The following is a 22,932-nucleotide window of genomic DNA, read 5'->3' on the forward strand; positions in this document are numbered from 1 at the left end:
CTCGTAAAAACATATTTCACTGCAGTTATATTGGCTAAGTTAAGGAAAACTTTTATACATTTTAACTGATAAAATTAGGCATAAAAAAACCGAGGAATTTACCTCGGTTTATATTTTATATAAATACACTTTACTTTTTTAAAGTCATGGTATATACCACATCTTGGTCTGTTGCAGAAAACAACAACTCTTTGTCAGTTAGCTTTAAAATTTTAAAATTATCAATAGCTCCTTGGTTTTCAAACTTTAATACTGTTTCATTATTCTCCAAAGTCCATTGACCTAATTTTTCATTTTTTCTCATCATCATTTTGTAACTTCCATTTTCTTGAAAAACCAACCAACTGTTGTTGCAGTCAGCAAAGGATTCCTTTTCTTCTCCAATTTTTAAAGATTCAATTTTCCATTTTCCAGAAGTTAAAAATGACTGATCAGAACTTTCCTGAGCATAAGATGCTATTGTAAAACCAACAGCAAAAACAAAAAATGCCAAAGCTTTTTTCATACTATTTCGGGGGATTATATAAGGTTAATAAACTCAAATATAAAAAAAAACCGAAACATTTCCATGTTTCGGCTTAATATTGTACTTATTTAAAGTTTTCTTAATAGTAGGTATATCTACGTACTTTTGCTATATGTTTTGCTAAACGCATTACTTGATGAGAGTATCCATACTCATTATCATACCACACGTAAATAACAATAGTATCTCCTTCTGCAATGGTAGCTTTACTATCGAAAATTGAAGGTGCTGTTGTACCAACGATATCAGAAGACACCAATTCATTGCTTAATGAATATTGAATTTGTTCAACTAAACTTCCTTCCAATGCGTATTGTTTCATTATAGCATTTACCGAATCAACAGTTGCATTAGAGTTTAATTGTAAATTCAAAATTGCCAACGAACCATTTGGTACGGGTACGCGAATTGCACTTGAAGTTAATTTACCTTCTAAAGCTGGTAATGCCTTTGAAACTGCTTTTCCTGCTCCTGTTTCTGTAATTACCATATTTAATCCAGCAGCTCTACCTCTTCTGTATTTATTGTGCATATTATCTACCAAGTTTTGGTCATTTGTATATGCATGAATTGTTTCTAGGTGTCCTTTCTTTATTCCGAAATTATCCTCAATAACTTTCAATACCGGAGTTATAGCATTTGTTGTACATGAAGCCGCTGAGAAAATATCGATATTATCAGGATTGTTTTCTAAGTGGTTAACACCATGAACAATATTAGGGATACCTTTTCCTGGAGCTGTTAACAATACTTTACTTGCTCCGTTTGAAGCTAATAAACGGCTTAACGCTTCTTTATCTCTAAACGCTCCTGTATTATCAATAATTAAAGCATCATTGATTCCGTATTTTGTATAGTCAATATCTTCTGGTTGGCTCGCAGAAATCATCTGAACGGTCGTACCATTAATAATTAACGCGTTGTTTTCTGCATCTACCTGAACAGTTCCTAAAAAGTCTCCATGAACTGAATCAACACTCAATAATGAAGCTCTTTTTTCTAAAACAGATTGATCTATTTTTCCTCTTGTTACAATAGCACGTAAACGTAGCTGAGAACCTTTCCCCATTTTACTACTCAACTCACGAGCTAGTAAACGTCCAATACGTCCGAAACCGTATAAAACAACATCTTTAGGCTTAAAAGGAGCTGCTTCAGTAGCATCTTTTAATTGATTTTTTACGAAATCAACTTTATCTAAGTTCGAACTATCTGTTAAATGATATTCGTACGCTAATTTCCCTATATCTAACTTTGAGGCTGGCAAATCAATTGACTGTATTGCTTTGGCTATTTCAAGAGCATCTATGATAGAAATTGGCTTCGCAACAAACTCTTTTGCATAATTGATCAAATTAAGAACTTCACTAGCTCTCTTATCAACTAATGGATTTCGAAATAAAACCAATTCTATTGATTTATCATACCATAAATTGTTTACAATATTGATAAATTCAACAGTAGCTCTTCTTACCTGAGTTTGATTGGCTACTTCACTTTCGTAATTTATTATTGTTGACATAGTTGTGTGTTAACTAATTTTAAAAAATTTGTGCAAAAATACATATTTCAATCGATTTCGTAAGTTTTTTGAAATAAAAAAACCCTATCTTTTTAAGGACAGGATTTTTTCTATTTTATAGACTTATTTTTTTAATATCTGAACATTTCTGTTTTCCCTTCTGGGGTGATCATTTCAAATATATAACGTCTCTTTGCATTACTATCTAATAATTCAACTGCATGTTGCGCTGAAGTTACATTTTCTCCATTTATTTTGGTTAAAATATATCCTTTTAAACCATCATAATCTTCAAAATATGGATTCACTGAAGCTGTAATTTTCGCTCCTCCATCTATATTGAACTTTCTCTTCTCTTTCTCAGTTAAATCCTTAAACTGCGTTCCAAGAACTTTACTCGTTGGTACTACAATTCTTTTAATCAATTTAACCGTTTTAACCAATTCATCTCCATTTCTATCAACAGTTACATCAATAATATCCCCTGGTCTTTTTGCCGTTAGTTGACCTTTTAAGTCAGAAAACTTTGAAATTTTCACATTATTAACCTTGGTAATTACATCTCCTTCTTTTAAACCTGCCTTTAATGCTTCACTATTTTCATCTATTGACCCAATTTTAACTCCTTGTATCTCTTTATCTCCTTGATCAATTCCGATACCTAAAATAGCTTCTTGTACAGCTCCAAACTCTAATAAATCATCAATAATTTTTTTAGCTATATTTGATGGTACTGCAAAAGAATATCCAATAAAAGATCCCGTTTTTGAAGTAATAGCTGTATTAATTCCAATTAATTCACCTCTCGTATTTACCAAAGCTCCTCCGCTATTCCCTGGGTTTACAGCGGCATCAGTTTGAATAAATGATTCCGTATTTGTATTCCCATCCAAATCACGTCCTTTAGCACTTACAATTCCTGCAGTAACTGTAGATGTTAAATTATAAGGATTTCCAACAGCCAATACCCATTCACCTATTTTCACAAAATCCGAATTTGCAAATGGTAAGTAAGGAAGATCTTCATCTATGTCAACCTTTAATAAAGCAATATCATTGTCTTTTGAGGTTCCTATAAGTTCAGCCTTTAGTTTCTTTCTACTGTTTAAAGTGATTTCAATTTCTGATGCGCCTTCAATAACATGGTTATTTGTTACAATATATCCATCCGGAGAAATAATTACCCCACTTCCTGTTCCTACTTGTTCAAATTTTCTTGTACCGCTTCCCCTTCCAAAGAAATGCTCTAACCATGGATTCTGTTGTGTTCGTAAAGCCGTGTTTTTTACATGGACTACGGCATTCACCGTACTTTCTGCAGCCTCAGTAAAATTAGTTGGTACTGAAGACGTAGTTAAAGTAGGTGTTGTATAATTAGTCTTTACAGTTTGTAAAGCTGGTAACTCCTCTTTAATAATCACTTGAGGTTCTTCTAAAAACATTTTGTATCCTGTAAGCGATGCCGCCCCTCCAATAAACGCTACTACTAAAATTCCTAAAATTTTCTTCATATACATACAATAATTAGTTACTCAAATATACAATTTTAACATTTTAACAGAATCTGTTTAACTTGATTTTAACGATTTTTAACCGCTATTTAACAATGAAAAATAAACACGTAAATACGTATCTTTGCCCTATGAATTTGACTTTTTATAAATATCAAGGTACAGGTAACGATTTTGTTATTATTGACAATAGATCAAACATCTTTCCAAAAGATAACGTTAGCATTATTGCTTCATTGTGCAATCGTTATTTTGGAATTGGTGCTGATGGAATGATTTTATTAGAGAATGATAAGGATACCGATTTTAGAATGGTATACTATAATGCTGATGGTAATGAAAGTACTATGTGCGGAAATGGAGGAAGATGCATTGTTTCTTTCGCTCATAAATTGCAGCTATTCGAAAAAGAAACCACTTTTATTGCTATTGATGGTTTACATCATGCCTCTATTGAAAACGGTATCGTTTCTTTACAAATGATAGATGTTGATGAAGTTGCTATATATGACACTTATTGTTTTGCTAATACAGGTTCTCCTCATCATGTAGAATTGGTGGAAAATTTAGATTCTTTTGATGTTTTTACAAAAGGAAGAAATATTCGCAATAATATATACGGTAAGGAAGGTAGTAATGTAAATTTTGCAGAACAAATAAATACATCTACTTTTAGAGTCAGAACCTATGAAAGAGGTGTAGAAAATGAAACATTAGCTTGTGGAACTGGTGTAACTGCCGTTGCTCTTGCCATGCATGCTTCTGAAAAGACCAAGGAAACTTCTCTAACTCTTCCAGTTCAAGGTGGTGAACTCGCTGTTTCTTTTCAAAAAAATAATGATCGTTATACCAACATTTTTTTAACCGGACCCGCTACCTTTGTTTTTAAAGGGGAAATAGCTATTTAATGCACACTTTAAAAGGAAAACATATTAATTTAAGAGCCTTAGAGCCGGAAGACTTGTCTTTTTTATTCGATATTGAAAATAATGAACAGTTTTGGGAGATAAGTAATACACAAACTCCTTTTTCTCGTTTTTTACTAAAGCAGTATTTACAAAACTCACATTTAGACATATATGAAGCCAAACAGTTACGCCTAATTATAGAGCTTTCCAATAATTCACTTCCGATTGGTATGATTGATTTATTCGATTTTAGTCCTCAACACAAACGTGCAGGAATTGGCATTTTAGTTCATCCTGATTATCAGAAAAAAGGACACGCAAATGAAGCTCTCGATCATTTAATTGAGTACTGTTTCAAACACCTAAATTTACGCCAGCTTTATGCAAATATTGCATCCGATAACTTAAATAGCTTACATTTGTTTCGAGGTAAAAACTTTACTGAAGTGGGGATCAAAAAAGACTGGATTTATAATCAAGGAAAATTTAAAGACGAAATTTTATTTCAACGAATCAATGAATAAAAAAATTATTTTAGGAATTATAGCCGTTGTTTTGACAACCGCTATAATTGTGGGGTTTAGCTTCTACAACAAAATCTTTGGAAAAGCAATTACAAAGAATGGGCTTCTTTTAATAAAATCAACTGATGATTTAAGCGATGTTGCATCAAAACTCAATCAATTCATTGATAATCCCTCTAACTTTAAATGGGTCGCTAAAAAGAAAAACTATGTAAATCCAAAAAGTGGTCGCTATGAACTGAAAAAAGGAATGAGTTTAAATGATCTTGTTAATCTTTTAAGAATTGGTAAGCAAAAACCTATTAAACTTTCCTTTAACAACCAAGATACTCTGGAAAAACTTGCAGGAAGAATATCAAAACAAATAGAAGCAGATTCGATTTCATTATTACAAAGCATGAAAGACTCCGATTTTTTAGAATCAAATGGATTCAATGAAAAATCCGCTCTTGGTATGTATATTCCTAATAGTTATGAGTTATACTGGAATACTTCATCTGAAAAATTCAGAAACCGAATGCTCAAAGAATACAATCGTTTTTGGAATGAAAAAAGAATTGCAAAGGCGAAGAACTTGAATTTGTCCAAAGCTGAAGTTCTTACGTTAGCTTCTATTGTACAGAAGGAAACTGCTCAAAAAAGTGAACGCCCAATAGTTGCTGGATTATACTTAAACCGATTAAAAGGTAACTGGCCACTTCAAGCAGATCCAACAATTATTTATTGCTTAAAACAAATAAATGGACAAGAATTTGTTGTAAAAAGAGTTTTGAATAAAGATCTTACTATTAACTCACCATACAATACTTACAAAAACACTGGTCTTCCTCCTACACTTATCTCAATGCCGGACATTTCTGCTATTGATGCCGTTTTAAATTACAAAAAACATAATTATTACTATATGTGCGCTAGTGTAGAAAACATTGGTTTTCATGAGTTTGCTAATTCCCTTGCTCAACATAACAGAAATGCAACAAAATATCAAAAATGGATTAGTCAACGAGGGATTAATCGATAATTTTAACAATATTTTATTCTTATAAAAACAGATATTTAATTGATTATCTGAAACTAAACGACTCTGTAAATCTCTAAATGAGCAAAATCGCAGTGTTTTTCTTAGGATTTTATATATTGTAAAAAACCATAATCAACTGGTTATTAGTTATATTGTAATTTTATTGTACCTTTGCCCTCGCTAAACAGAAAGTATCTAATTATCAAACATTTAGTAATTGTTTTTTTAGGATTTTTTATACTCACAAGTTTTACAAAAAATCCAACAAAAGGGAAAAAAGGGGAAAGTATTACAATTACAGTCAAACCTATATCGGAGGTTGTTTTTAAAGAGGAGTTTAACTTTCCATTTTTACAAAAAGATTTTATTGGCTTTAGAGAAGCTTTAGCTTTTAAAGAATCTCAAGGAAGTTATACCGTAGTTAACAAACTTGGTTATTTAGGAAAATATCAATTTGGAAAATCTACATTAAAAAGATTTAGAATATACAATACCTCAAATTTCCTAAAGAATCCAGAACTACAGGAAAATACTTTTACCGCATTATGTAAAGTAAACAAATGGATTTTACGAAGAGATATAAAACGATTTGTCGGTAAAAAAATAAATGGTATTCGAATTACCGAATCGGGAATTTTAGCCGCAGCTCACTTAAGTGGTGCAGGCAATGTAAAGAAATACCTTCGATCATATGGGAAATTTACCTTTAATGATGCTTTTGGAACATCAATACAACATTATTTAAGGAAATTTAAAGGCTACGACGTTTCAAATATTATCGCCAATAAACACGCGAAAGTATAATATATTTTTAAAAGTCGATTTATGAAATCGTTATCTGTGAATTATAAAAATAGCAGGGCGCTTATGTAAATCGGCTTTTTCATTTTTCCACTCTTTTATTGGTAGTGTTTTAATGTATTCGGTAGGTAATGTTATATCACAAGCAATACAAAGTCTTGTTTGGGGAGAAAGTGCCGCGGATAAATCTGCTAACATTTTCTCATTCCTATAAGGAGTTTCGATAAAAATTTGGGACTGATCCTTTTCCTTTGAAATTTTTTCTAACTCTTTTATTGCTCTTTTTCTATCCGATTTATCAATTGGTAAATATCCATTAAAAGCAAAGCTTTGTCCATTCATCCCAGAGGCCATAATGGCAAGTAAAATAGAGGAAGGCCCAACTAACGGTACTACCTGAATCCCTTTTTCATGTGCTAACTTCGCTATAGTTGCGCCAGGATCAGCAACAGCGGGAACCCCTGCTTCAGAAAGTAAACCTACCGAAACACCTTCATCACAAACATTTAAATAGTTTTGCGTTTCCATTTCATCGGAATACTTATCTAATAACATTAATTGAAGTGAACCTTGAGATTTCGCAGGAGTAATTTTCTTAATAAATCTTCTCGCCGATTTTTCGTTTTCAACAATGAAATGATCTAATTGTTCAATTACCTTTTTTACTGAGATAGGCATTACTTCTAAAGGTTCTGTATCTCCTAAAGTGGTTGGAATTAAATATAACTTACCTTTCATTGATTTAAATTTTAGAAGCAATTACGTCACAAGCTTCATCCAGCATATTATAAACATTTTCGAAGCCCTGATCTCCTCCGTAATATGGGTCAGGAACGTTCATAATGTTATTCGTTGAGATTTCTTTTAATATTAATTTTACCTTTTCAGCATCTTCATCATTTCGAGCCAAAGAAACGATGTTATGATAATTGCTTTCATCCATCGCATAAATAGTATCAAAGGTATCAAAATCAGCAATTGAAAATTTTCTAGACCTCTGATCTGTAATATCAATACCATACTTCTTCGCAACGGCAATAGATCTTTTATCTGGCAACTCACCAATATGATAACCAGCAGTTCCGGCAGAATCTACATAAACATTTTCAGAAGATACTTTAGACTTTAAAATACCCTCAGCCAATGGGGATCGACAAATATTCCCCAAGCAAACCATAAGTATTTTCATCTATATATTGTTTTAAAATGCAGACCAAACTTTACTACTTAAAAGCAGTAAAGTTCTACAATCGCTTTTGAGTTATAAAGTTAACTTTTTAGTTAAATCTTCAACATATTTCTTAAACTGCTTATCCGTTTCAGTTAAATTATCTACAGTTTTACAAGCATGTAATACCGTAGCATGATCACGTTTACCAATTTGACTTCCAATGCTTGCTAAAGAAGACTTAGTCATTCTTTTCGCAAAATACATTGCTAACTGACGTGCCTGAACAATATGTCTTTTCCTCGTTTTTGATTGCAATGTTGCCACATCCATATCAAAGTACTTAGAAACTACCTTCTGAATATAATCAATAGAAAGTTCTTTCTTTGTATTCTTAACAAACTTATCAACAATTTGCTTAGCAAGTTCAATCGTAAATTCTTTTCTATTAAAAGAAGCTTGAGCTATCATTGAAATAATAACACCTTCTAACTCTCTAACATTAGATTTTATGTTCTTGGCAATATACTCTACAATTTCTTCTGGCATTTCAACTCCATCTCTATAGAGTTTATTTTGAAGAATTGAAATTCTTGTTTCGTAATCTGGTGATTGTAATTCTGCTGATAATCCCCATTTAAAGCGAGATAATAAGCGCTGCTCTATATCCTGCATATCCACAGGAGCCTTATCAGAAGTTAAAATTACTTGTTTACCGTTTTGATGCAAATGGTTAAAAATATGAAAAAACACATCCTGCGTACCGGCTTTACCCGATAAGAACTGAACGTCATCAATAATTAACACATCAATCATTTGATAAAAATGAATAAAATCATTTCTTGTATTTGATTTTACCGAATCAATAAATTGTTGCGTAAATTTCTCTGATGAGATATATAACACTGTTTTATCAGGATATTTATCTTTTATTTCAACACCAATGGCATGAGCCAAGTGGGTTTTACCTAAACCAACTCCTCCGTATATTAACAATGGATTGAATGATGTTCCTCCAGGTTTGTTAGCAACTGCCATTCCTGCAGATCTAGCTAACCTATTTGAATCACCCTCTACAAAGTTTACAAAATTATAATTTGGATTTAATTGAGATTCTATTTTCACCTTTTGCAAGCCAGGAATTACAAACGGGTTTTTGAGTTCTCTTTTAGACTCAAGAGGTACGGTTACCTTTTGTGGTTTAATTGGATTTCTATTAGAACTAGGTATTTTTACAGTTTGTGGATTGTTACTACTATATGTATTCTCCATACGAACATCATATACTAATTTTGCCTCGTGTCCTAGCTGCCTTACCAAAGCAACACGCAACAATTTAATATAATGTTCTTCCAGCCACTCGTAAAAAAATTTGCTCGGAACTTGAATAGTTAAAGCTTCCCCAGATAACTTTACCGGCTTAATCGGTTCAAACCACGTTTTATATGCTTGTGGCTTGATATTGTCCTTTATAAAGGTCAAACATTCCATCCAAACTGAATCAGCTGTTTTAGTCATATTGGTGAAAAAAGGATTAAATTTTTTGTTAAAATTATTCAGATTATAGGGGACTCTAAAATCACATATTCGGAGGAACAAAAGTGTGAATAAAATTCAGTAAAAAAAAACCAAATCACTATTGATTATTATTTTTTTTTTTACGTATTGTTATTCTAACATATATAAAATAAAACACATTGTATAAAAACACATTGTATAAAAACACAACATCGGTCAGAATAAGATATAATGAAACAGACCAAATGGGAGTCGTTTACTATGGTAATTATGCCAGTTTTTTAGAAGTAGGTAGAACAGAATGGTTACGCAGTTTAGGAACAACTTACAAGCTACTTGAAGAAAGTGGTGTTATGCTGCCAGTAATTTCACTGACCTGCAATTTTAAAAAGTCGGCCTATTATGATGAGTTAATTACCATTCATACTATTTTAAAAAAAACACCAACAGTAAAAATTGAATTTGATTATGAAATTTTAAATGAAAAAAATGAACTTTTATGTAGTGCTAATACTACTTTAGCTTTTGTAAATGCGGCAACAATGAAACCAACTCGTTGCCCAGAATACATTCTAAACAAATTAACAAAAAATACAACAACTCAAGATAAATAACAGCAATAAAACTGAAGATATAACATACAAACATATATCCATATCTTAATGTTATATTTATTTATATTGAATTATTAAAATAACGAATGAAAATATATACAAAAACTGGAGATAAAGGTACTACCGCTTTATTTGGAGGTGGTCGTGTTCCAAAACACCATCTTCGTATAGAGAGCTATGGAACCGTCGACGAATTAAATTCTTATATAGGACTTATAAAGGACCAGCAAGTAAGCAATCACATAAAGAAAAGTCTCGTAAAAATTCAAAGTGATCTTTTTACATTAGGAGCTATGCTTGCTACCCCTCCTGAAAAAGAGACATTAAAGAATGGAAAAGAACGATTAAACATTCCAAAAATAAATGAATCATCTATTGAGTTTTTAGAAAACGAAATAGACGAAATGAATGAGGAGCTCCCTCCTATGACACATTTCATTCTACCTGGAGGACACCAAACTGTGTCATTCTGTCATATTGCGCGATGTGTTTGTAGACGTTCAGAACGTTTATCAGTAGCTTTAAACGACGAAGAAGTTATTCATGACACCATTTTAATGTACTTAAACCGACTTTCTGACTACCTTTTTGTGTTGGCACGAAAGTTGACTAAAGATCTACAAGCTGAGGAAATTAAATGGGTTCCTGAGAAGCTATAGTGAAGTTCTTTTATTTATAACAACAGATTTTTCAAAAAAAACTTGACTTTTTAGAAAAAAAAATTATTTTTGCGGAAATCAAAAAAACCGATAAAGAAATGTATTGGACACTTGAATTAGCATCTTATCTAGCAGATGCGCCTTGGCCAGCAACAAAAGATGAATTAATCGATTATGCAATCCGTACAGGAGCACCATTGGAAGTTGTAGAAAACTTGCAAGACATTGAAGATGAAGGTGAAGCTTATGACTCTATTGTAGAAATATGGCCGGATTACCCCTCCGAAGAAGATTATCTTTGGAACGAAGATGAATATTAAAAAAACAATATAAAAAAGTCTCATTACAGAGGCTTTTTTTTTGCTTATTTTTAGCATACATATTACAACCACTTTAATTATGTTAATTACCAAAACTAATTAACTAGAAAACAACAGTTTATAAAATGAGTATTTTAGATTCGATTATAAAAATATTTGTTGGAGACAAACAACAAAAGGACTTGAAAGTTTTACAACCTATAGTAGAAAAGGTAAAATCTTTCGAAAACGCATTAAGCACTATTTCAAATGATGAGCTTAGAGCTAAAACTGTTGAATTTAAAGCAAAAATTGCAGAGGTTACCAAACCTTTTAATGATAAAATTATTGTTTTAGAAGAAGAAGTTTTAACAGCTGATATCGATAGACAAGAAGATATTTATTCTGAAATCGATAAACTTAAAGACGAGGCTTATGAGGCTTCTGAAGAAGTTTTAAATAATATTACCGCTGAAGCATTTGCCGTTGTAAAAGAAACTGCGAAGCGTTTTACGCAAAATACTGAAATGGAAGTTACTGCAACTCCTTTTGATAGAGAATTATCAGCTACCAGAGAGCATATTATTTTAGAAGACGACAAAGCATTTTGGCAAAATTCTTGGGATGCGGCTGGAAAACCAGTTACTTGGGATATGATTCATTATGATGTTCAATTAATTGGTGGTTCTGTATTACATACTGGTAAAATTGCAGAGATGATGACTGGGGAAGGAAAAACTTTAGTTTCCACTTTGCCTATTTATTTAAATGCTATAACAGGAAATGGAGTTCATGTAGTAACAGTAAATGATTATTTAGCGAAACGTGACCGTGCTTGGATGGCTCCTATTTTTGAATTTCATGGTTTAAGTACAGACTGTATTGACTACCACCAACCTAATTCAGAAGAGCGAAGAAAAGCATATAACGCAGATATTACCTATGGAACTAATAATGAATTTGGTTTTGATTATTTGCGTGATAATATGGCGAGTTCTAAAAATGACCTCGTTCAACGTGCTCCTAACTATGCCATTATTGACGAGGTAGATTCAGTTTTAATTGATGATGCACGTACACCTCTAATTATTTCTGGACCAGTTCCTCAAGGTGATCGTCATGAATTCAACGAATTAAAGCCTTTAGTTTCTGATTTAGTATCTCTACAAAATAAATATTTAATTGGTGTTTTAGCTGAGGCTAAAAAATTAATTAAAGATGGAGATACAAAAGAAGGAGGTTTTCAATTATTAAGAGTATATAGAGGTTTACCAAAAAATAAAGCCTTAATTAAGTTCTTATCACAAGAAGGAGTTAAGCAAATTCTTCAAAAAACGGAAAACTTCTACATGCAGGATAACAATAAGTTAATGCCTGAAGTTGATGCTGAACTTTACTTTACTATTGAAGAGAAAAACAATCAAATTGACTTAACGGATAAAGGTGTTGCTTATCTTTCTGACATTACAAAAGAGGAAAGCTTCTTTGTTTTACCAGATATTAGTGTAAAAATTGGAGAGATTGATAAAGCTGACACTACTGTTGAAGAGAAGGCTAGTTTGAAAGAAGAACTTTATCAAGATTTTAGTGTTAAGAGTGAGCGTATTCATACAATGAACCAACTTTTAAAGGCATATACTGTTTTTGAAAAGGATGTTGAATATGTTGTAATGGACAACAAAGTAATGATCGTTGACGAACAAACTGGGCGTATTATGGACGGTCGTCGTTACTCTGATGGGTTGCACCAAGCCATTGAAGCAAAAGAAAGTGTAAAGATTGAAGACGCTACGCAAACTTTTGCTACTGTTACTCTTCAAAATTACTTTAGAATGTATCGCAAGTTATCAGGAATGACTGGTACGGCAGTTACAGAAGCTGGTGAATTTTGGGAAATCTACAAACTGGATGTTATCGAAATTCCTACAAACAGGCCAATTGCAAGAGACGACAAACAGGATTTAGTTTATAAAACAACTCGTGAAAAGTATAACGCTGTTATTGAAGACATCGTTAAACTTGTAGGAGAAGAAAGACCTGTTTTAGTAGGAACTACTTCTGTAGAGATTTCTGAATTATTAGGAAGAATGCTTAGTATTCGTAAAATTCCTCATAATATATTAAATGCGAAACTGCACAAAAGGGAAGCTGATGTTGTTGCCGAAGCTGGAAAACCAGGACAAGTAACAATAGCAACAAATATGGCTGGTCGTGGTACCGATATCAAATTATCTGATGAAGTAAAAGCTGCAGGTGGTTTAGCTATTATTGGAACTGAGCGTCATGATTCACGTCGTGTTGACCGTCAGTTAAGAGGACGTGCAGGTCGTCAAGGTGATGTTGGTTCTACTCAATTCTATGTTGGGCTTGATGACAACTTAATGCGTTTGTTTGGTTCTGAAAGAATTGCAAAAATGATGGATCGAATGGGCTTACAAGAAGGCGAAGTTATCCAACATTCTATGATTAGTAAATCCATTGAAAGAGCTCAGAAGAAAGTTGAAGAAAACAATTTCGGAATTCGTAAAAGATTACTAGAATATGATGATGTAATGAGTTCACAACGTGAATTTATTTACAAACGTCGTCGCCATGCTCTTGATGGGAAACGTTTACAAATTGATATCGCAAATATGATTTATGATACTTGTGATTCAATTGTAAAGAACAATAAAGGATCGAAAGATTATCAGAATTTCGAATTCGAATTAATCCGATTCTCGTCAATGACTTCTCCTTTTACTGAAGAAGAGTTCAACGCAACTCCAGAAGATGAATTAATTGGAAAGTTATACAAAGTAGTTTCAGAACACTATAAAAACGATGCTAATAGAAATGCTACTCAAGCTTTCCCTGTTATTCAAAGTGTTTTTGAAAATGAAGGAGATCGTTATGAACGTATTGTAGTTCCTTTTACCGATGGAACCAAAACGTTACAAGTAGTAACTAATTTAAAAGAAGCGTATGAATCTGAAGGTAAATCTTTAGTTTATGACTTCGAAAAGAATATAACTCTTGCTATTATTGATGAGAACTGGAAAGACCACTTAAGAAGGTTAGACGAACTTAAGCATTCTATTCAGAGCACTGCCCACATCGAACAAAAAGATCCATTACTTATTTATAAATTTGAAGCTTTCAAAGTTTTTGAGCAAACACTAGATAAAATTAATAAAGAAGTTCTTTCTTTCTTATTTAAAGGAAAGCTTCCAACTCAAGATGAGTCTCAAATATCAGAAGCAAAAGAACAAGTAAGAGAAAAATTAGATCTTCGTAAAGATGAAGTTCAAAATTCATCTCAGCAGGCGATTAGTAATACCAGACAGCAGAACACTCAAGAACAACAAATTGTAGAAACTGTTGTAAGAGAGCAACCTAAAATTGGTAGAAACGAACGAGTAACCATTAAAAATGTAATGAGTGGTGAAGAAAAAGTTGTAAAGTTTAAGCAAGCCATTCCCCTACTCGAACAGGGAACTTGGGTTCTTTACAATAAATAATATAAATATACAAAAGCTCGGTTTTACACCGAGCTTTTTACTTTTTACTACTCGTTATAAGAGTATACTATATACATATTTGAATAATCTCTTGATAATTTTACTTTGACTTTATCTTCGATTAAAATTTCTCCAATATCATTGATTTTATTGTTTTTCAACAAGGCCATTTCTATCTTCTCCAGTAATTCTTTCGTTTTTCCTTTCCCTTTCCTCTGAGGTTTTATTTTTACTCTAATTGAGCTTACCTTAGAATCCTCATTAAAGAATTTTCCGTCACCATTTTTCGAAATAACTCTTTCATTAAAATAATACTTTAATGAAAATGAAATATTCGAGTCAAACTCAAAGTACCCATTCATTAATTGATAAGTATCTATCGTTTTTTTCCCTACTCCAACTTTATCAATTAGTGATATTTCCTTATCATATTCCAACATCAAATTCTCTAAATAACTTGCATCTAGATTTTTCCTTGCTGTCATTATTTTATGCATTACTCCTGAGCTTTCCTTCATTATTTCTTTATAAAACCCATCAATATTGATAAAAGAACTTTTTAAAGTGCTATTCAAATCAAACGGAGTATTATCTTTATATACAGATTTTGTAAATGGTTCATGATATATCAAACGAATACTCTTATTAAACTCGCTAATATCCTTTCCGTTTTCATCAATATACATCCATTCTCCACCATCCTTAGCAAAGGCTCCATTGTTCAAAAATGGCATCATATCTTCAAATTCCGATCTTGTAGTGAGCTCTCTTTCCGAAGACATAAAACCAAGCTTTCTATTGCTTCCTTGATATATGGAAAGACCATTAAACAATTTAACAGGAATTTTCTCTCTTGTCTTTATCAAATAACTCCCTTTTTCATCTATTAACCCATACTCTCCATCATCTCCTTTAACTGAGGCTAATCCTTTAAAGAAAGGAAATGTTTCTCTCCAAGAATCACTTACAATAACTTTGTTTCCATTTATATCTATATAACCTGATTGATCATCGCTTTTAAAAGCACTTAAACCTTCCGAAAAAGAATCTAATTCCGTAAACTTGGTAGATAATTGAACAACGTATTCTCCTTTATTATCGATAATTCCTACTCGATTTGTTTTAGATTCTTCGTCATATTTTTCTACAATAGAAAAACCTTCCCTAAACGATTTAACTTTATGGTAAACAGGTTTAACTACAACGTCTCCTTTTAAATTCATAAATCCCCAATCTCCTGCAGCATTACTAAATTTAAAAAGACCACTAGAAATTGGCCCTGCTTCTTCAACATCATCAAGAATAATTACCATTTGAAGTGTTTTATCATAAAAGGCCAGCTTACCATTATTTAGTTTACATAAAATAGTACCTTCATGAAAAGACAATGCATCTAATAAGTCCGTAGTTGTTTCCTTTCCCTTATCATTGACAAAAACTAATTTTTTATCATAAGTATAATGAGTCCAATTTTCGGTCATAATTTTTGGTTTTGCATCAAGTTCAAAATCCACCAGAATCTTACCATCTAGTCCAACCAAACCATAATCACCTCTATTCGTTTCTCTAATAGGAATCCCTACTCCGTCAAAATAGGTCTCTTTTCCGCAAGAAACTAACATCAATACAAATAAAAAATATTTAAAGCACTCTAACATCCTCACCATAAACTATTAATTATCAAAAACTTAAATGTAAGCTAATATAAAAAAACTATCTTATTTGTATATTACTCTCGATATCAGATAGTTTTATCAATCTCATTAAATCTAATGAACTCGTTTACTTTTCTATAACAATCCTCTTACTTTATAATAATCTTATAATTACCAATCCTTTACAATTTACTTTCACTAACAAAACATATACCTATTAACTTTGGTTGTTGTCGAAGCATTTTTTCTAATGAAATGTGTCCAAGCAACTGTATAGTTACTTTATATGAAAAAAAGCAAAAAACGAAAAATTGATATCTCAGTAATATCAGATGTGCATTTAGGTACTTTTGGTTGTAGGGCTACTGAACTTAACAACTATCTAAAAACAATACATCCTGAAACACTAATATTAAATGGTGATATTATTGATATTTGGCAGTTTAACAAACGTTACTTTCCTAAAGCACATTTAAAGGTAATAAAACAACTATTATCATTTATTACATCAGGAACAAAGGTGTATTACATTACAGGAAACCATGATGAAGCTTTAAGAAGGTTCACAGGTTTCACCCTTGGAAGCTTTGAAATTGTAAATAAAGTTGTTCTTAATCTTGATGGTAAAAAAGGTTGGTTTTTCCATGGAGATGTTTTTGATGTTACGATGCAACATTCAAAATGGTTAGCAAAATTAGGCGGTATTGGTTATGATACGCTAATTATGATTAACACTGCTTTTAATTGGATTAGTGAAAAACTAGGTTATGGACGTTTATCATTTTCCAAAAAAATAAAAAACAGCGTTAAAAGTGCTATTAAGTTTATCAATGATTTTGAAACCATTGCTTCAGATATTGCTATTTCAGAAGGCTATGATTATGTGGTATGCGGACATATACACCAACCAGAAATAAAGAATATTAAAAACGAAAACGGTTCAACAACTTATTTAAATTCTGGTGATTGGATTGAGAACCTAACAGCTTTAGAATATAATAACCAAACCTGGAGTTTATATGAATATGAGAAAGATTGTTTTGCTAAAAATCTAACCTCAGATTCGAAAACTGATAATGATAAAGAATTAGTTGGATTTAATGGAAATAATGCCCAACTTTTCGAAGAACTCTTGGTTGAATTTAACATTAATAAATCTTCAAAGTAATCCTAACTATGAAAATTTTATACGCCATTCAAGGTACGGGAAATGGACATGCAAGTCGAGCAATTGAAATCATCCCATATTTACAAAGAAAAGCAGAAATAGATGTATTGATAAGTGGATATCAATGTGAATTAAAGTTTCCTTTTAAAATTAAATACAAATTATACGGACTTAGTTTTATGTTCGGAAAAAAAGGAGGTATTGATCTTTCTAAAACCATAAAAAAAATAAAACTCAAAAAATTAGTCAAAGAGATTAGATCCATCCCCATACACGAATATGATTTAATCATTAATGATTTTGAACCCGTTACTGCCTGGGCTGCCAAACTTAGAAATATTCCAATTATATCATTGAGTCATCAAAATGCTGTTTTAAACGAAAATGCCCCTAAATATGGACTTTATAAGTTTGAACGATTAATTTTGAAGTATTATGCTCCTGCCAAAATAAAATTCGGGTTTCATTTTAAAACCTATGCTTCTTCAATCTTTACTCCTATTATAAGAAAAGAAATAAGATATCGTAATGTAACCAACAAAGGTCATTACACAGTTTACCTTCCCGCTTATAGTGATAAAAAAATTATTAAAGTATTATCAGAGTTTAAGAATACTAAATGGGAAGTATTCTCAAAACATACAAAAGAGCATAAATACCATAACAACATCATAATTCGTCCAATTAATGGTGAAGCATTTATAAAAAGCTTAACGTCTTCAAATGGTGTACTATGTGGGGCTGGATTTGAAACTCCAGCGGAAGCTTTATACTTAAAAAAGAAATTACTCGTAATTCCTATGAAAAACCAGTACGAACAACAATGTAATGCTTTAAGTTTAAAAGAAATGGGAGTTGTAGTACTTAAAAAATTCAACAAGCACCAATATAACGAAATAGCTAAATGGTTGAAGTCAAAAAACACAATTGATGTAAGTTATCCTGATTGCACAGAAGATATTTTAGACGCCATTACTTTACCATACTACAATCAAGTAATATTGCCTACCATAATATAGTAGGCAATTCTTTTGATTGTAAAAAATTATTGGTTTTTGAAAAATGTTTGTTTCCAAACCAATATCCTCTATTGGCACTAAGTGGAGACGGATGTCCTGAAGTTAGCACATGATGTTTTTTCTTATCAATTTTTGCTCCCTTTTTTTTGGCATATCCTCCCCATAACAAGAAAACTACATTTTCTTTATCTTCCGAAATCTTAGAAATTACAGCATCCGTAAATTGTTCCCATCCTTTTTTCTGATGACTTCCAGCCATACCTGCTCTAACGGTTAAGGTAGCATTTAATAATAATACACCTTGTTTTGCCCATTTGGATAAATCACCCGAAGTGGGATATTCAGTACCTAAATCTATTTCTATTTCTTTAAAAATATTTTTTAATGATGGTGGATGCGCTACTCCATCGTAAACAGAGAAACATAAACCGTTAGCCTGCCCCTCTCCATGATAAGGATCCTGACCAAGAATAACCACTTTAATATCTTCAAAAGAACAATTATCAAAAGCAGCAAAAATATCGCTGTCTTTCGGATAACATATCCTATTCTTATAATCTTCTTTCACAAAAGAAATCAATTCTTTATAATACGGTTTATCAAATTCCTTTTGAAGTATACCTTTCCAATTATCTTTAATTTCTATATCCATAATATCATTTACAATTTCCAAAAATAAACCATTTCTTTTGGTTTCATTCAAGCAAATTATGCACTCTCTTCTATTCTAACAACAAACCAAACTCTTATTCCATTTACCAATTCAAATTACCGTAATACAATATTCATTTTTTCCTGTTACAATAATTTCAAATCATAACTAGTGTTAAACAATCAAAGAAAACTATTCTAAAAATTCGACATCTATTCCAAACATTTCAACCTGATTTAGTGATTAAAAAAAAATCATCACCATTCTTTTAGACTTCCATAGCAAAGTTTTTAAACTTTAACTAAAAAAGCTTCGTAGTTCTTCATTGCTCCCAAAAAGAATTTATAGATTTGTTGTCCAAATAAAAATTACTTTTTTTGAGTCAACAAGTTATAAAAAAAACGCTGCAAGATTTAGAGTTCAATACTGTATTAGAGCAAGTAACGGAGTTTTGTATTTCAGAACTTGGTAAGAACGCTGTTCTTAACATTACCCCTATTTCAAAAAATCACACTTTATTTTTTGAGCTAAATATGGTGAATGAGTATTTAAGTTCTTTTGAAAATGAAAACAGAGTCCCTAATCATAACTATGACAATATAACGGAACACATTCAGCGGCTTGCTATTGAAAACAGCTTTCTAGAAACAGAAGCCTTTTTAAAAGTAGCGACAACAACTACTACCGTTAATGAATTAAAAAAGTTTTTAACCAAATTCAAAGATTACTACCCAAAGCTTAATGAGTTAAGCGATAGGATTGAATATACAACCTATGTATCAGATGCTATAGAAAAGAAAATCACCTCCTATGGTGAAGTTGCTGATAATGCTTCATCTGATCTTAAAAGAATACGTAGAGATATTGGTGGCATACGAGGTAAAATTTCAGAAAGCTTCTCACGTGCATTAAGTAAAAACATAGCTAGTGGTTATTTAGATGATATTAAAGAAACCATCATTGATAATCAAAGAGTATTAGCTGTTTTAGCAATGCATCGTCGTAAGGTTTCTGGTAGCCTTTTAGGTTCATCAAAATCTGGAAATATTGTTTATATTGCTCCACAAGCCACGCTAACTTATAGCAGGGAACTCCAAAACTTAATATACGAAGAAAAACAAGAAATTGTTAGAATACTTAGAGCGTTAGCAGAAGAAATTCGTCCTTATGTTTCTTTATTGGAGCAGTATTTAGTTTTTCTTACACACCTTGATGTTATTGGCGCCAAAGCAAAGTATGCTTTAGAAATTAATGCCATTTTACCAAAAATTAGTAAAAAACGAAGGCTGTTTTTAAGAGATGCATACCATCCTATTTTATGGAGAAAAAACAAGGATAATAATGTTAATACCATTCCACAAACCATTGAATTAAGTGATCAACAACAAATTATTGTTATTTCTGGTCCAAACGCCGGAGGAAAAAGTATTACCTTAAAAACTATCGGACTTCTACAATTAATGCTACAAAGTGGCTTGTTAATTCCGGTTCATGAACGAAGTGAAACCACGCTGTTTAGCACATTTCTAACAGATATTGGAGATAATCAATCCATAGAAAATCAGTTAAGCACTTATAGTTATCGTCTAAAAAACATGCGTCATTTTCTTCGTAAGTGTAATGAAAACACCTTGTTTTTAATAGATGAATTCGGAACTGGATCAGATCCAGAGTTAGGAGGATCATTAGCCGAAATATTTTTAGAAGAATTTTACAACAAAAAAGCCTTTGGTATTATCACTACACATTATGCAAACTTAAAAGTTTTGGCTAATGAGTTAGATAATGTAACAAATGCCAATATGCAGTTTAATGAAAGAACGCTTGAACCTACCTATAAATTACTTATAGGACAAGCAGGTAGCTCTTTTACCTTTGAAGTTGCCCAAAAAAATGGAATCCCTTATAGCTTAATTAATAGAGCTAAGAAGCGTGTTGAAAATGAAAAAATTCGTTTAGATAAAACCATCTCTAAATTACAAAAAGAAAGAAACAGGCTCCAAAAAACATCGGATACTCTTGAAAAACAAAAAAGCAAGGAACAAGAACATTTAGAAAATCTAAACAATAAAGAACAGAGATTAAGAGAAAAACTTGAAGGTTTTCAAGAATTGTATGATAGTAATCAACGTATGCTATCTTTAGGTCGATTTATTAATGAGCTTTTGAATAAATACTTTCAAACAAATAATAAAAAAGAGCTTTCAGCAAATTTCTTTAAATGGGTTACTTCGGAAAAAACAAAATTCACAAAAAAGAATCCTCCAAAAAAGAAAACTAAAACAGAGAAGAAACAAGACGAAATAGCTGAAAAAAAACAGAAAGAAGCGATTAAAAAAGTAGAACAAGAAGTTCTTAAAAAAGTAGTTAAGGTTAGAGAAGAAAAGAAAATTGAAGCCGCTAAAATTGCGAAAGCAAAAGCTGAATATGTTTTTAAAATTGGAGATAAAGTTCGTTTGGTAGATGGAAATGCTGTTGGAACTATTGACAAAATTGAAAAGAAGAAAGCCTTTGTAAACTACGGATTCTTTACTACTGAAGCCAAAATTGAACAACTGGAGTTGGTACAGAGAGCAAAGTAAAATTGTTTTAAAACCAAATCATTTATTTATAAGGTTTTAAGAAAAATAAACAGTATAGACACCGGTATTGAAAACTAAAAAAGGCTTCTCTTTACAAAATTATTTTCATTCTATTGTAAATAATTTAACTACCATTGACCTCTTTTTTAGAGGTTTGTAAAACAAATAGCTCTATCGAATCATAAATAACGTGAGTTCGATGTAAGGATTATTAAACTTAAAAAGTGTCGATTCGAGTGAAAATCGTAGGATTTTTGTATCGAGAATAGCTTTTTAATATCGAAAATCAATTATTTTTGATACATTTTTCTTAGAAAAACAATCAAACTGACATTGATTTTTTTGTATCGAACTCACGTTAAATAAGAATGTTTCTCTCCTTTGCCTTGATTCAAAGAAGCAAAAATCAAGACTTATGATAAGAATTTAAAAATACTACGACACCACCAGCCATAGATAAAAAGAACTCGCTACCGCTCAAACGGCTTTTCATCTTTCAGCCAACCCTGCTACCTTGATTTTTAGAAATTCTTATCAATAGGTCGAAAATTATCAAGTTCGATGCCATTGCAATTGTTTAGGAAAATTTACAGCATATATTGCGTTTAGCAGTATCGCGGAAGCCAATACACAACATGAATTCCGTTTAGCGGCGTCGCTGAAGCCAATACACATCATGAATTCTGTTTAGCGGTGTCGCTGAAGCCAATACACATCATGAATTCTGTTTAGCGGTGTCGCTGAAGCCAATGCACAACATGAATTTCGTTTAGCGGTGTCGCTGAAGCCAATACACAATATGAATTCTGCTTAGCGATGTCGCTGAAGCCAATGTACACCATGAATTCTGCTTAGCGGTGTCGCTGAAGCCAATACACAACATGAATCCCGTTTAGCGGCATCTCTGAAGCTTTTTAGCCTCTTAGACATTATCCATGATTATATTGGATGGGCAAAAGAACAATACCTTCAAAATATTGATCACTAACAACCGATAATTCACAATTTCTGTATGTCGGTTCGAGTGTTTTTTAAGAGTGTTAACCAAGTAAAAATGTATCGAGAACTTTATTCAACACCAACGAATGAAAACTGATAATTGATAACCGATCACTGATAATTGATCACTGACTAAACTCATCATTTAAAATTCAACACTACAAATTAAACTCAAGAGATTGAGGGAAACCGTAAGAAAATTTAAATTCATTTTAGTAAGTTTGTTACAGAAAGAAAAAGCAATACTAAAAAATTAACCAAATACTACAAATTTAGGGATACATGC

The 22,932-nt window shown here is 31.8% G+C and carries 19 protein-coding genes; 11 read left to right on the forward strand and 8 right to left on the reverse strand.

Annotated elements, in window-relative coordinates; genetic code table 11:
* Nucleotides 1-130: 130 nt before the first annotated feature.
* The 3 genes from BLW23_RS06215 to BLW23_RS06225 all read right to left on the reverse strand — a co-directional run bounded on the left by BLW23_RS06215 (nucleotide 131) and on the right by BLW23_RS06225 (nucleotide 3,559).
* Complete coding sequence (locus BLW23_RS06215) at nucleotides 131-505, reverse strand: lipocalin-like domain-containing protein (RefSeq protein WP_093668339.1); 375 nt, start codon at nucleotides 503-505, stop codon at nucleotides 131-133.
* A 100-nt stretch (nucleotides 506-605) separates the two neighbouring features.
* Nucleotides 606-2,048 (reverse strand): glyceraldehyde-3-phosphate dehydrogenase, encoded by a 1,443-nt coding sequence (locus BLW23_RS06220; RefSeq protein WP_093668340.1) that lies wholly within the window; start codon nucleotides 2,046-2,048, stop codon nucleotides 606-608.
* Nucleotides 2,049-2,179: 131 nt separating this feature from the next.
* Nucleotides 2,180-3,559, reverse strand: a complete 1,380-nt coding sequence (locus tag BLW23_RS06225; RefSeq protein ID WP_093668341.1) for a trypsin-like peptidase domain-containing protein — start codon at nucleotides 3,557-3,559, stop codon at nucleotides 2,180-2,182.
* A 131-nt stretch (nucleotides 3,560-3,690) separates the two neighbouring features.
* On the opposite strand from BLW23_RS06225, the gene dapF reads away from it, so the two are divergent.
* The 4 genes from dapF (at nucleotide 3,691) to BLW23_RS06245 (ending at nucleotide 6,816) form a co-directional block, all read left to right on the forward strand.
* On the forward strand, nucleotides 3,691-4,467 hold the full coding sequence (gene dapF / locus BLW23_RS06230) for a diaminopimelate epimerase (RefSeq protein ID WP_093668342.1): 777 nt from the start codon (nucleotides 3,691-3,693) through the stop codon (nucleotides 4,465-4,467).
* Nucleotides 4,467-4,991: a GNAT family N-acetyltransferase gene (locus BLW23_RS06235; RefSeq protein WP_093668343.1), complete on the forward strand. Its 525-nt coding sequence runs from the start codon at nucleotides 4,467-4,469 to the stop codon at nucleotides 4,989-4,991. The genes dapF and BLW23_RS06235 overlap by 1 nt, the downstream gene beginning before the upstream one ends.
* Nucleotides 4,984-6,012, forward strand: coding sequence for an endolytic transglycosylase MltG (mltG, locus tag BLW23_RS06240; protein ID WP_093668344.1), 1,029 nt, complete (start codon nucleotides 4,984-4,986; stop codon nucleotides 6,010-6,012). The genes BLW23_RS06235 and mltG overlap by 8 nt, the downstream gene beginning before the upstream one ends.
* Nucleotides 6,013-6,183: 171 nt before the next feature.
* The gene (locus tag BLW23_RS06245) at nucleotides 6,184-6,816 is read left to right on the forward strand and encodes a lytic transglycosylase domain-containing protein (RefSeq protein WP_255362744.1); all 633 of its coding nucleotides are present in this window, start codon (nucleotides 6,184-6,186) and stop codon (nucleotides 6,814-6,816) included.
* A gap of 30 nt (nucleotides 6,817-6,846) precedes the next feature.
* Here the strand turns inward: BLW23_RS06245 and BLW23_RS06250 are convergent, their stop codons facing one another.
* The 3 genes from BLW23_RS06250 to dnaA form a co-directional block, all read right to left on the reverse strand.
* Nucleotides 6,847-7,551, reverse strand: coding sequence for an SAM-dependent methyltransferase (locus BLW23_RS06250; RefSeq protein WP_093668468.1), 705 nt, complete (start codon nucleotides 7,549-7,551; stop codon nucleotides 6,847-6,849).
* Nucleotides 7,552-7,555: 4 nt separating this feature from the next.
* Nucleotides 7,556-8,002, reverse strand: a complete 447-nt coding sequence (locus tag BLW23_RS06255; protein WP_255362745.1) for a low molecular weight protein-tyrosine-phosphatase — start codon at nucleotides 8,000-8,002, stop codon at nucleotides 7,556-7,558.
* A 72-nt stretch (nucleotides 8,003-8,074) separates the two neighbouring features.
* A complete protein-coding gene (dnaA, locus tag BLW23_RS06260; protein ID WP_093668345.1) occupies nucleotides 8,075-9,499 on the reverse strand; it encodes a chromosomal replication initiator protein DnaA in 1,425 nt (474 codons plus the stop codon).
* Nucleotides 9,500-9,678: 179 nt separating this feature from the next.
* On the opposite strand from dnaA, the gene BLW23_RS06265 reads away from it, so the two are divergent.
* The 4 genes from BLW23_RS06265 (at nucleotide 9,679) to secA (ending at nucleotide 14,571) form a co-directional block, all read left to right on the forward strand.
* Complete coding sequence (locus BLW23_RS06265) at nucleotides 9,679-10,113, forward strand: acyl-CoA thioesterase (RefSeq protein WP_410529742.1); 435 nt, start codon at nucleotides 9,679-9,681, stop codon at nucleotides 10,111-10,113.
* Nucleotides 10,114-10,199: 86 nt separating this feature from the next.
* Nucleotides 10,200-10,772 (forward strand): cob(I)yrinic acid a,c-diamide adenosyltransferase, encoded by a 573-nt coding sequence (locus BLW23_RS06270; protein ID WP_093668346.1) that lies wholly within the window; start codon nucleotides 10,200-10,202, stop codon nucleotides 10,770-10,772.
* Between the two features lie 98 nt (nucleotides 10,773-10,870).
* Nucleotides 10,871-11,092 carry a DUF2795 domain-containing protein gene (locus BLW23_RS06275; RefSeq protein ID WP_093668347.1) on the forward strand — a complete coding sequence of 74 codons (222 nt, stop codon included), beginning with the start codon at nucleotides 10,871-10,873 and terminating at the stop codon, nucleotides 11,090-11,092.
* A 125-nt stretch (nucleotides 11,093-11,217) separates the two neighbouring features.
* Nucleotides 11,218-14,571: a preprotein translocase subunit SecA gene (gene secA, locus BLW23_RS06280; RefSeq protein WP_093668348.1), complete on the forward strand. Its 3,354-nt coding sequence runs from the start codon at nucleotides 11,218-11,220 to the stop codon at nucleotides 14,569-14,571.
* A gap of 47 nt (nucleotides 14,572-14,618) precedes the next feature.
* On the opposite strand, the gene BLW23_RS06285 is transcribed toward secA, so the two are convergent.
* Nucleotides 14,619-16,238 carry a WG repeat-containing protein gene (locus tag BLW23_RS06285; RefSeq protein WP_093668349.1) on the reverse strand — a complete coding sequence of 540 codons (1,620 nt, stop codon included), beginning with the start codon at nucleotides 16,236-16,238 and terminating at the stop codon, nucleotides 14,619-14,621.
* Nucleotides 16,239-16,512: 274 nt separating this feature from the next.
* Here BLW23_RS06285 and BLW23_RS06290 point away from each other — a divergent pair, with 274 nt between their 5' ends.
* Nucleotides 16,513-17,394: a UDP-2,3-diacylglucosamine diphosphatase gene (locus BLW23_RS06290; protein WP_093668350.1), complete on the forward strand. Its 882-nt coding sequence runs from the start codon at nucleotides 16,513-16,515 to the stop codon at nucleotides 17,392-17,394.
* Between the two features lie 8 nt (nucleotides 17,395-17,402).
* Complete coding sequence (locus BLW23_RS06295; protein WP_093668351.1) at nucleotides 17,403-18,413, forward strand: glycosyltransferase family protein; 1,011 nt, start codon at nucleotides 17,403-17,405, stop codon at nucleotides 18,411-18,413.
* Here BLW23_RS06295 and ung read toward each other — a convergent pair.
* The gene (gene ung / locus BLW23_RS06300) at nucleotides 18,400-19,065 is read right to left on the reverse strand and encodes a uracil-DNA glycosylase (protein WP_093668471.1); all 666 of its coding nucleotides are present in this window, start codon (nucleotides 19,063-19,065) and stop codon (nucleotides 18,400-18,402) included. The two genes, BLW23_RS06295 and ung, sit on opposite strands and share 14 nt — an antisense overlap.
* Nucleotides 19,066-19,442: 377 nt before the next feature.
* Here ung and BLW23_RS06305 point away from each other — a divergent pair, with 377 nt between their 5' ends.
* Entirely contained in the window at nucleotides 19,443-21,647 is a 2,205-nt protein-coding gene (locus tag BLW23_RS06305) for an endonuclease MutS2 (RefSeq protein WP_093668352.1), read from the forward strand.
* Nucleotides 21,648-22,932 lie beyond the last annotated feature (1,285 nt).

The sequence above is a fragment of the Tenacibaculum sp. MAR_2009_124 genome (genome assembly GCF_900105455.1).
Taxonomy (GTDB): domain Bacteria; phylum Bacteroidota; class Bacteroidia; order Flavobacteriales; family Flavobacteriaceae; genus Polaribacter.

Excerpts from the sequence above, each read along its gene's own strand:
- BLW23_RS06215 (WP_093668339.1), bottom strand. The coding sequence starts at position 505 with ATGAAAAAAGCTTTGGCATTTTTTGTTTTTGCTGTTGGTTTTACAATA.
- BLW23_RS06220 (WP_093668340.1), bottom strand. The coding sequence starts at position 2,048 with ATGTCAACAATAATAAATTACGAAAGTGAAGTAGCCAATCAAACTCAG.
- BLW23_RS06225 (WP_093668341.1), bottom strand. The coding sequence starts at position 3,559 with ATGAAGAAAATTTTAGGAATTTTAGTAGTAGCGTTTATTGGAGGGGCG.
- dapF (WP_093668342.1), top strand. The coding sequence starts at position 3,691 with ATGAATTTGACTTTTTATAAATATCAAGGTACAGGTAACGATTTTGTT.
- BLW23_RS06235 (WP_093668343.1), top strand. The coding sequence starts at position 4,467 with ATGCACACTTTAAAAGGAAAACATATTAATTTAAGAGCCTTAGAGCCG.
- mltG (WP_093668344.1), top strand. The coding sequence starts at position 4,984 with ATGAATAAAAAAATTATTTTAGGAATTATAGCCGTTGTTTTGACAACC.
- BLW23_RS06250 (WP_093668468.1), bottom strand. The coding sequence starts at position 7,551 with ATGAAAGGTAAGTTATATTTAATTCCAACCACTTTAGGAGATACAGAA.
- BLW23_RS06255 (WP_255362745.1), bottom strand. The coding sequence starts at position 8,002 with ATGAAAATACTTATGGTTTGCTTGGGGAATATTTGTCGATCCCCATTG.
- dnaA (WP_093668345.1), bottom strand. The coding sequence starts at position 9,499 with ATGACTAAAACAGCTGATTCAGTTTGGATGGAATGTTTGACCTTTATA.
- BLW23_RS06270 (WP_093668346.1), top strand. The coding sequence starts at position 10,200 with ATGAAAATATATACAAAAACTGGAGATAAAGGTACTACCGCTTTATTT.
- BLW23_RS06275 (WP_093668347.1), top strand. The coding sequence starts at position 10,871 with ATGTATTGGACACTTGAATTAGCATCTTATCTAGCAGATGCGCCTTGG.
- secA (WP_093668348.1), top strand. The coding sequence starts at position 11,218 with ATGAGTATTTTAGATTCGATTATAAAAATATTTGTTGGAGACAAACAA.
- BLW23_RS06285 (WP_093668349.1), bottom strand. The coding sequence starts at position 16,238 with ATGGTGAGGATGTTAGAGTGCTTTAAATATTTTTTATTTGTATTGATG.
- BLW23_RS06290 (WP_093668350.1), top strand. The coding sequence starts at position 16,513 with ATGAAAAAAAGCAAAAAACGAAAAATTGATATCTCAGTAATATCAGAT.
- BLW23_RS06295 (WP_093668351.1), top strand. The coding sequence starts at position 17,403 with ATGAAAATTTTATACGCCATTCAAGGTACGGGAAATGGACATGCAAGT.
- ung (WP_093668471.1), bottom strand. The coding sequence starts at position 19,065 with ATGGATATAGAAATTAAAGATAATTGGAAAGGTATACTTCAAAAGGAA.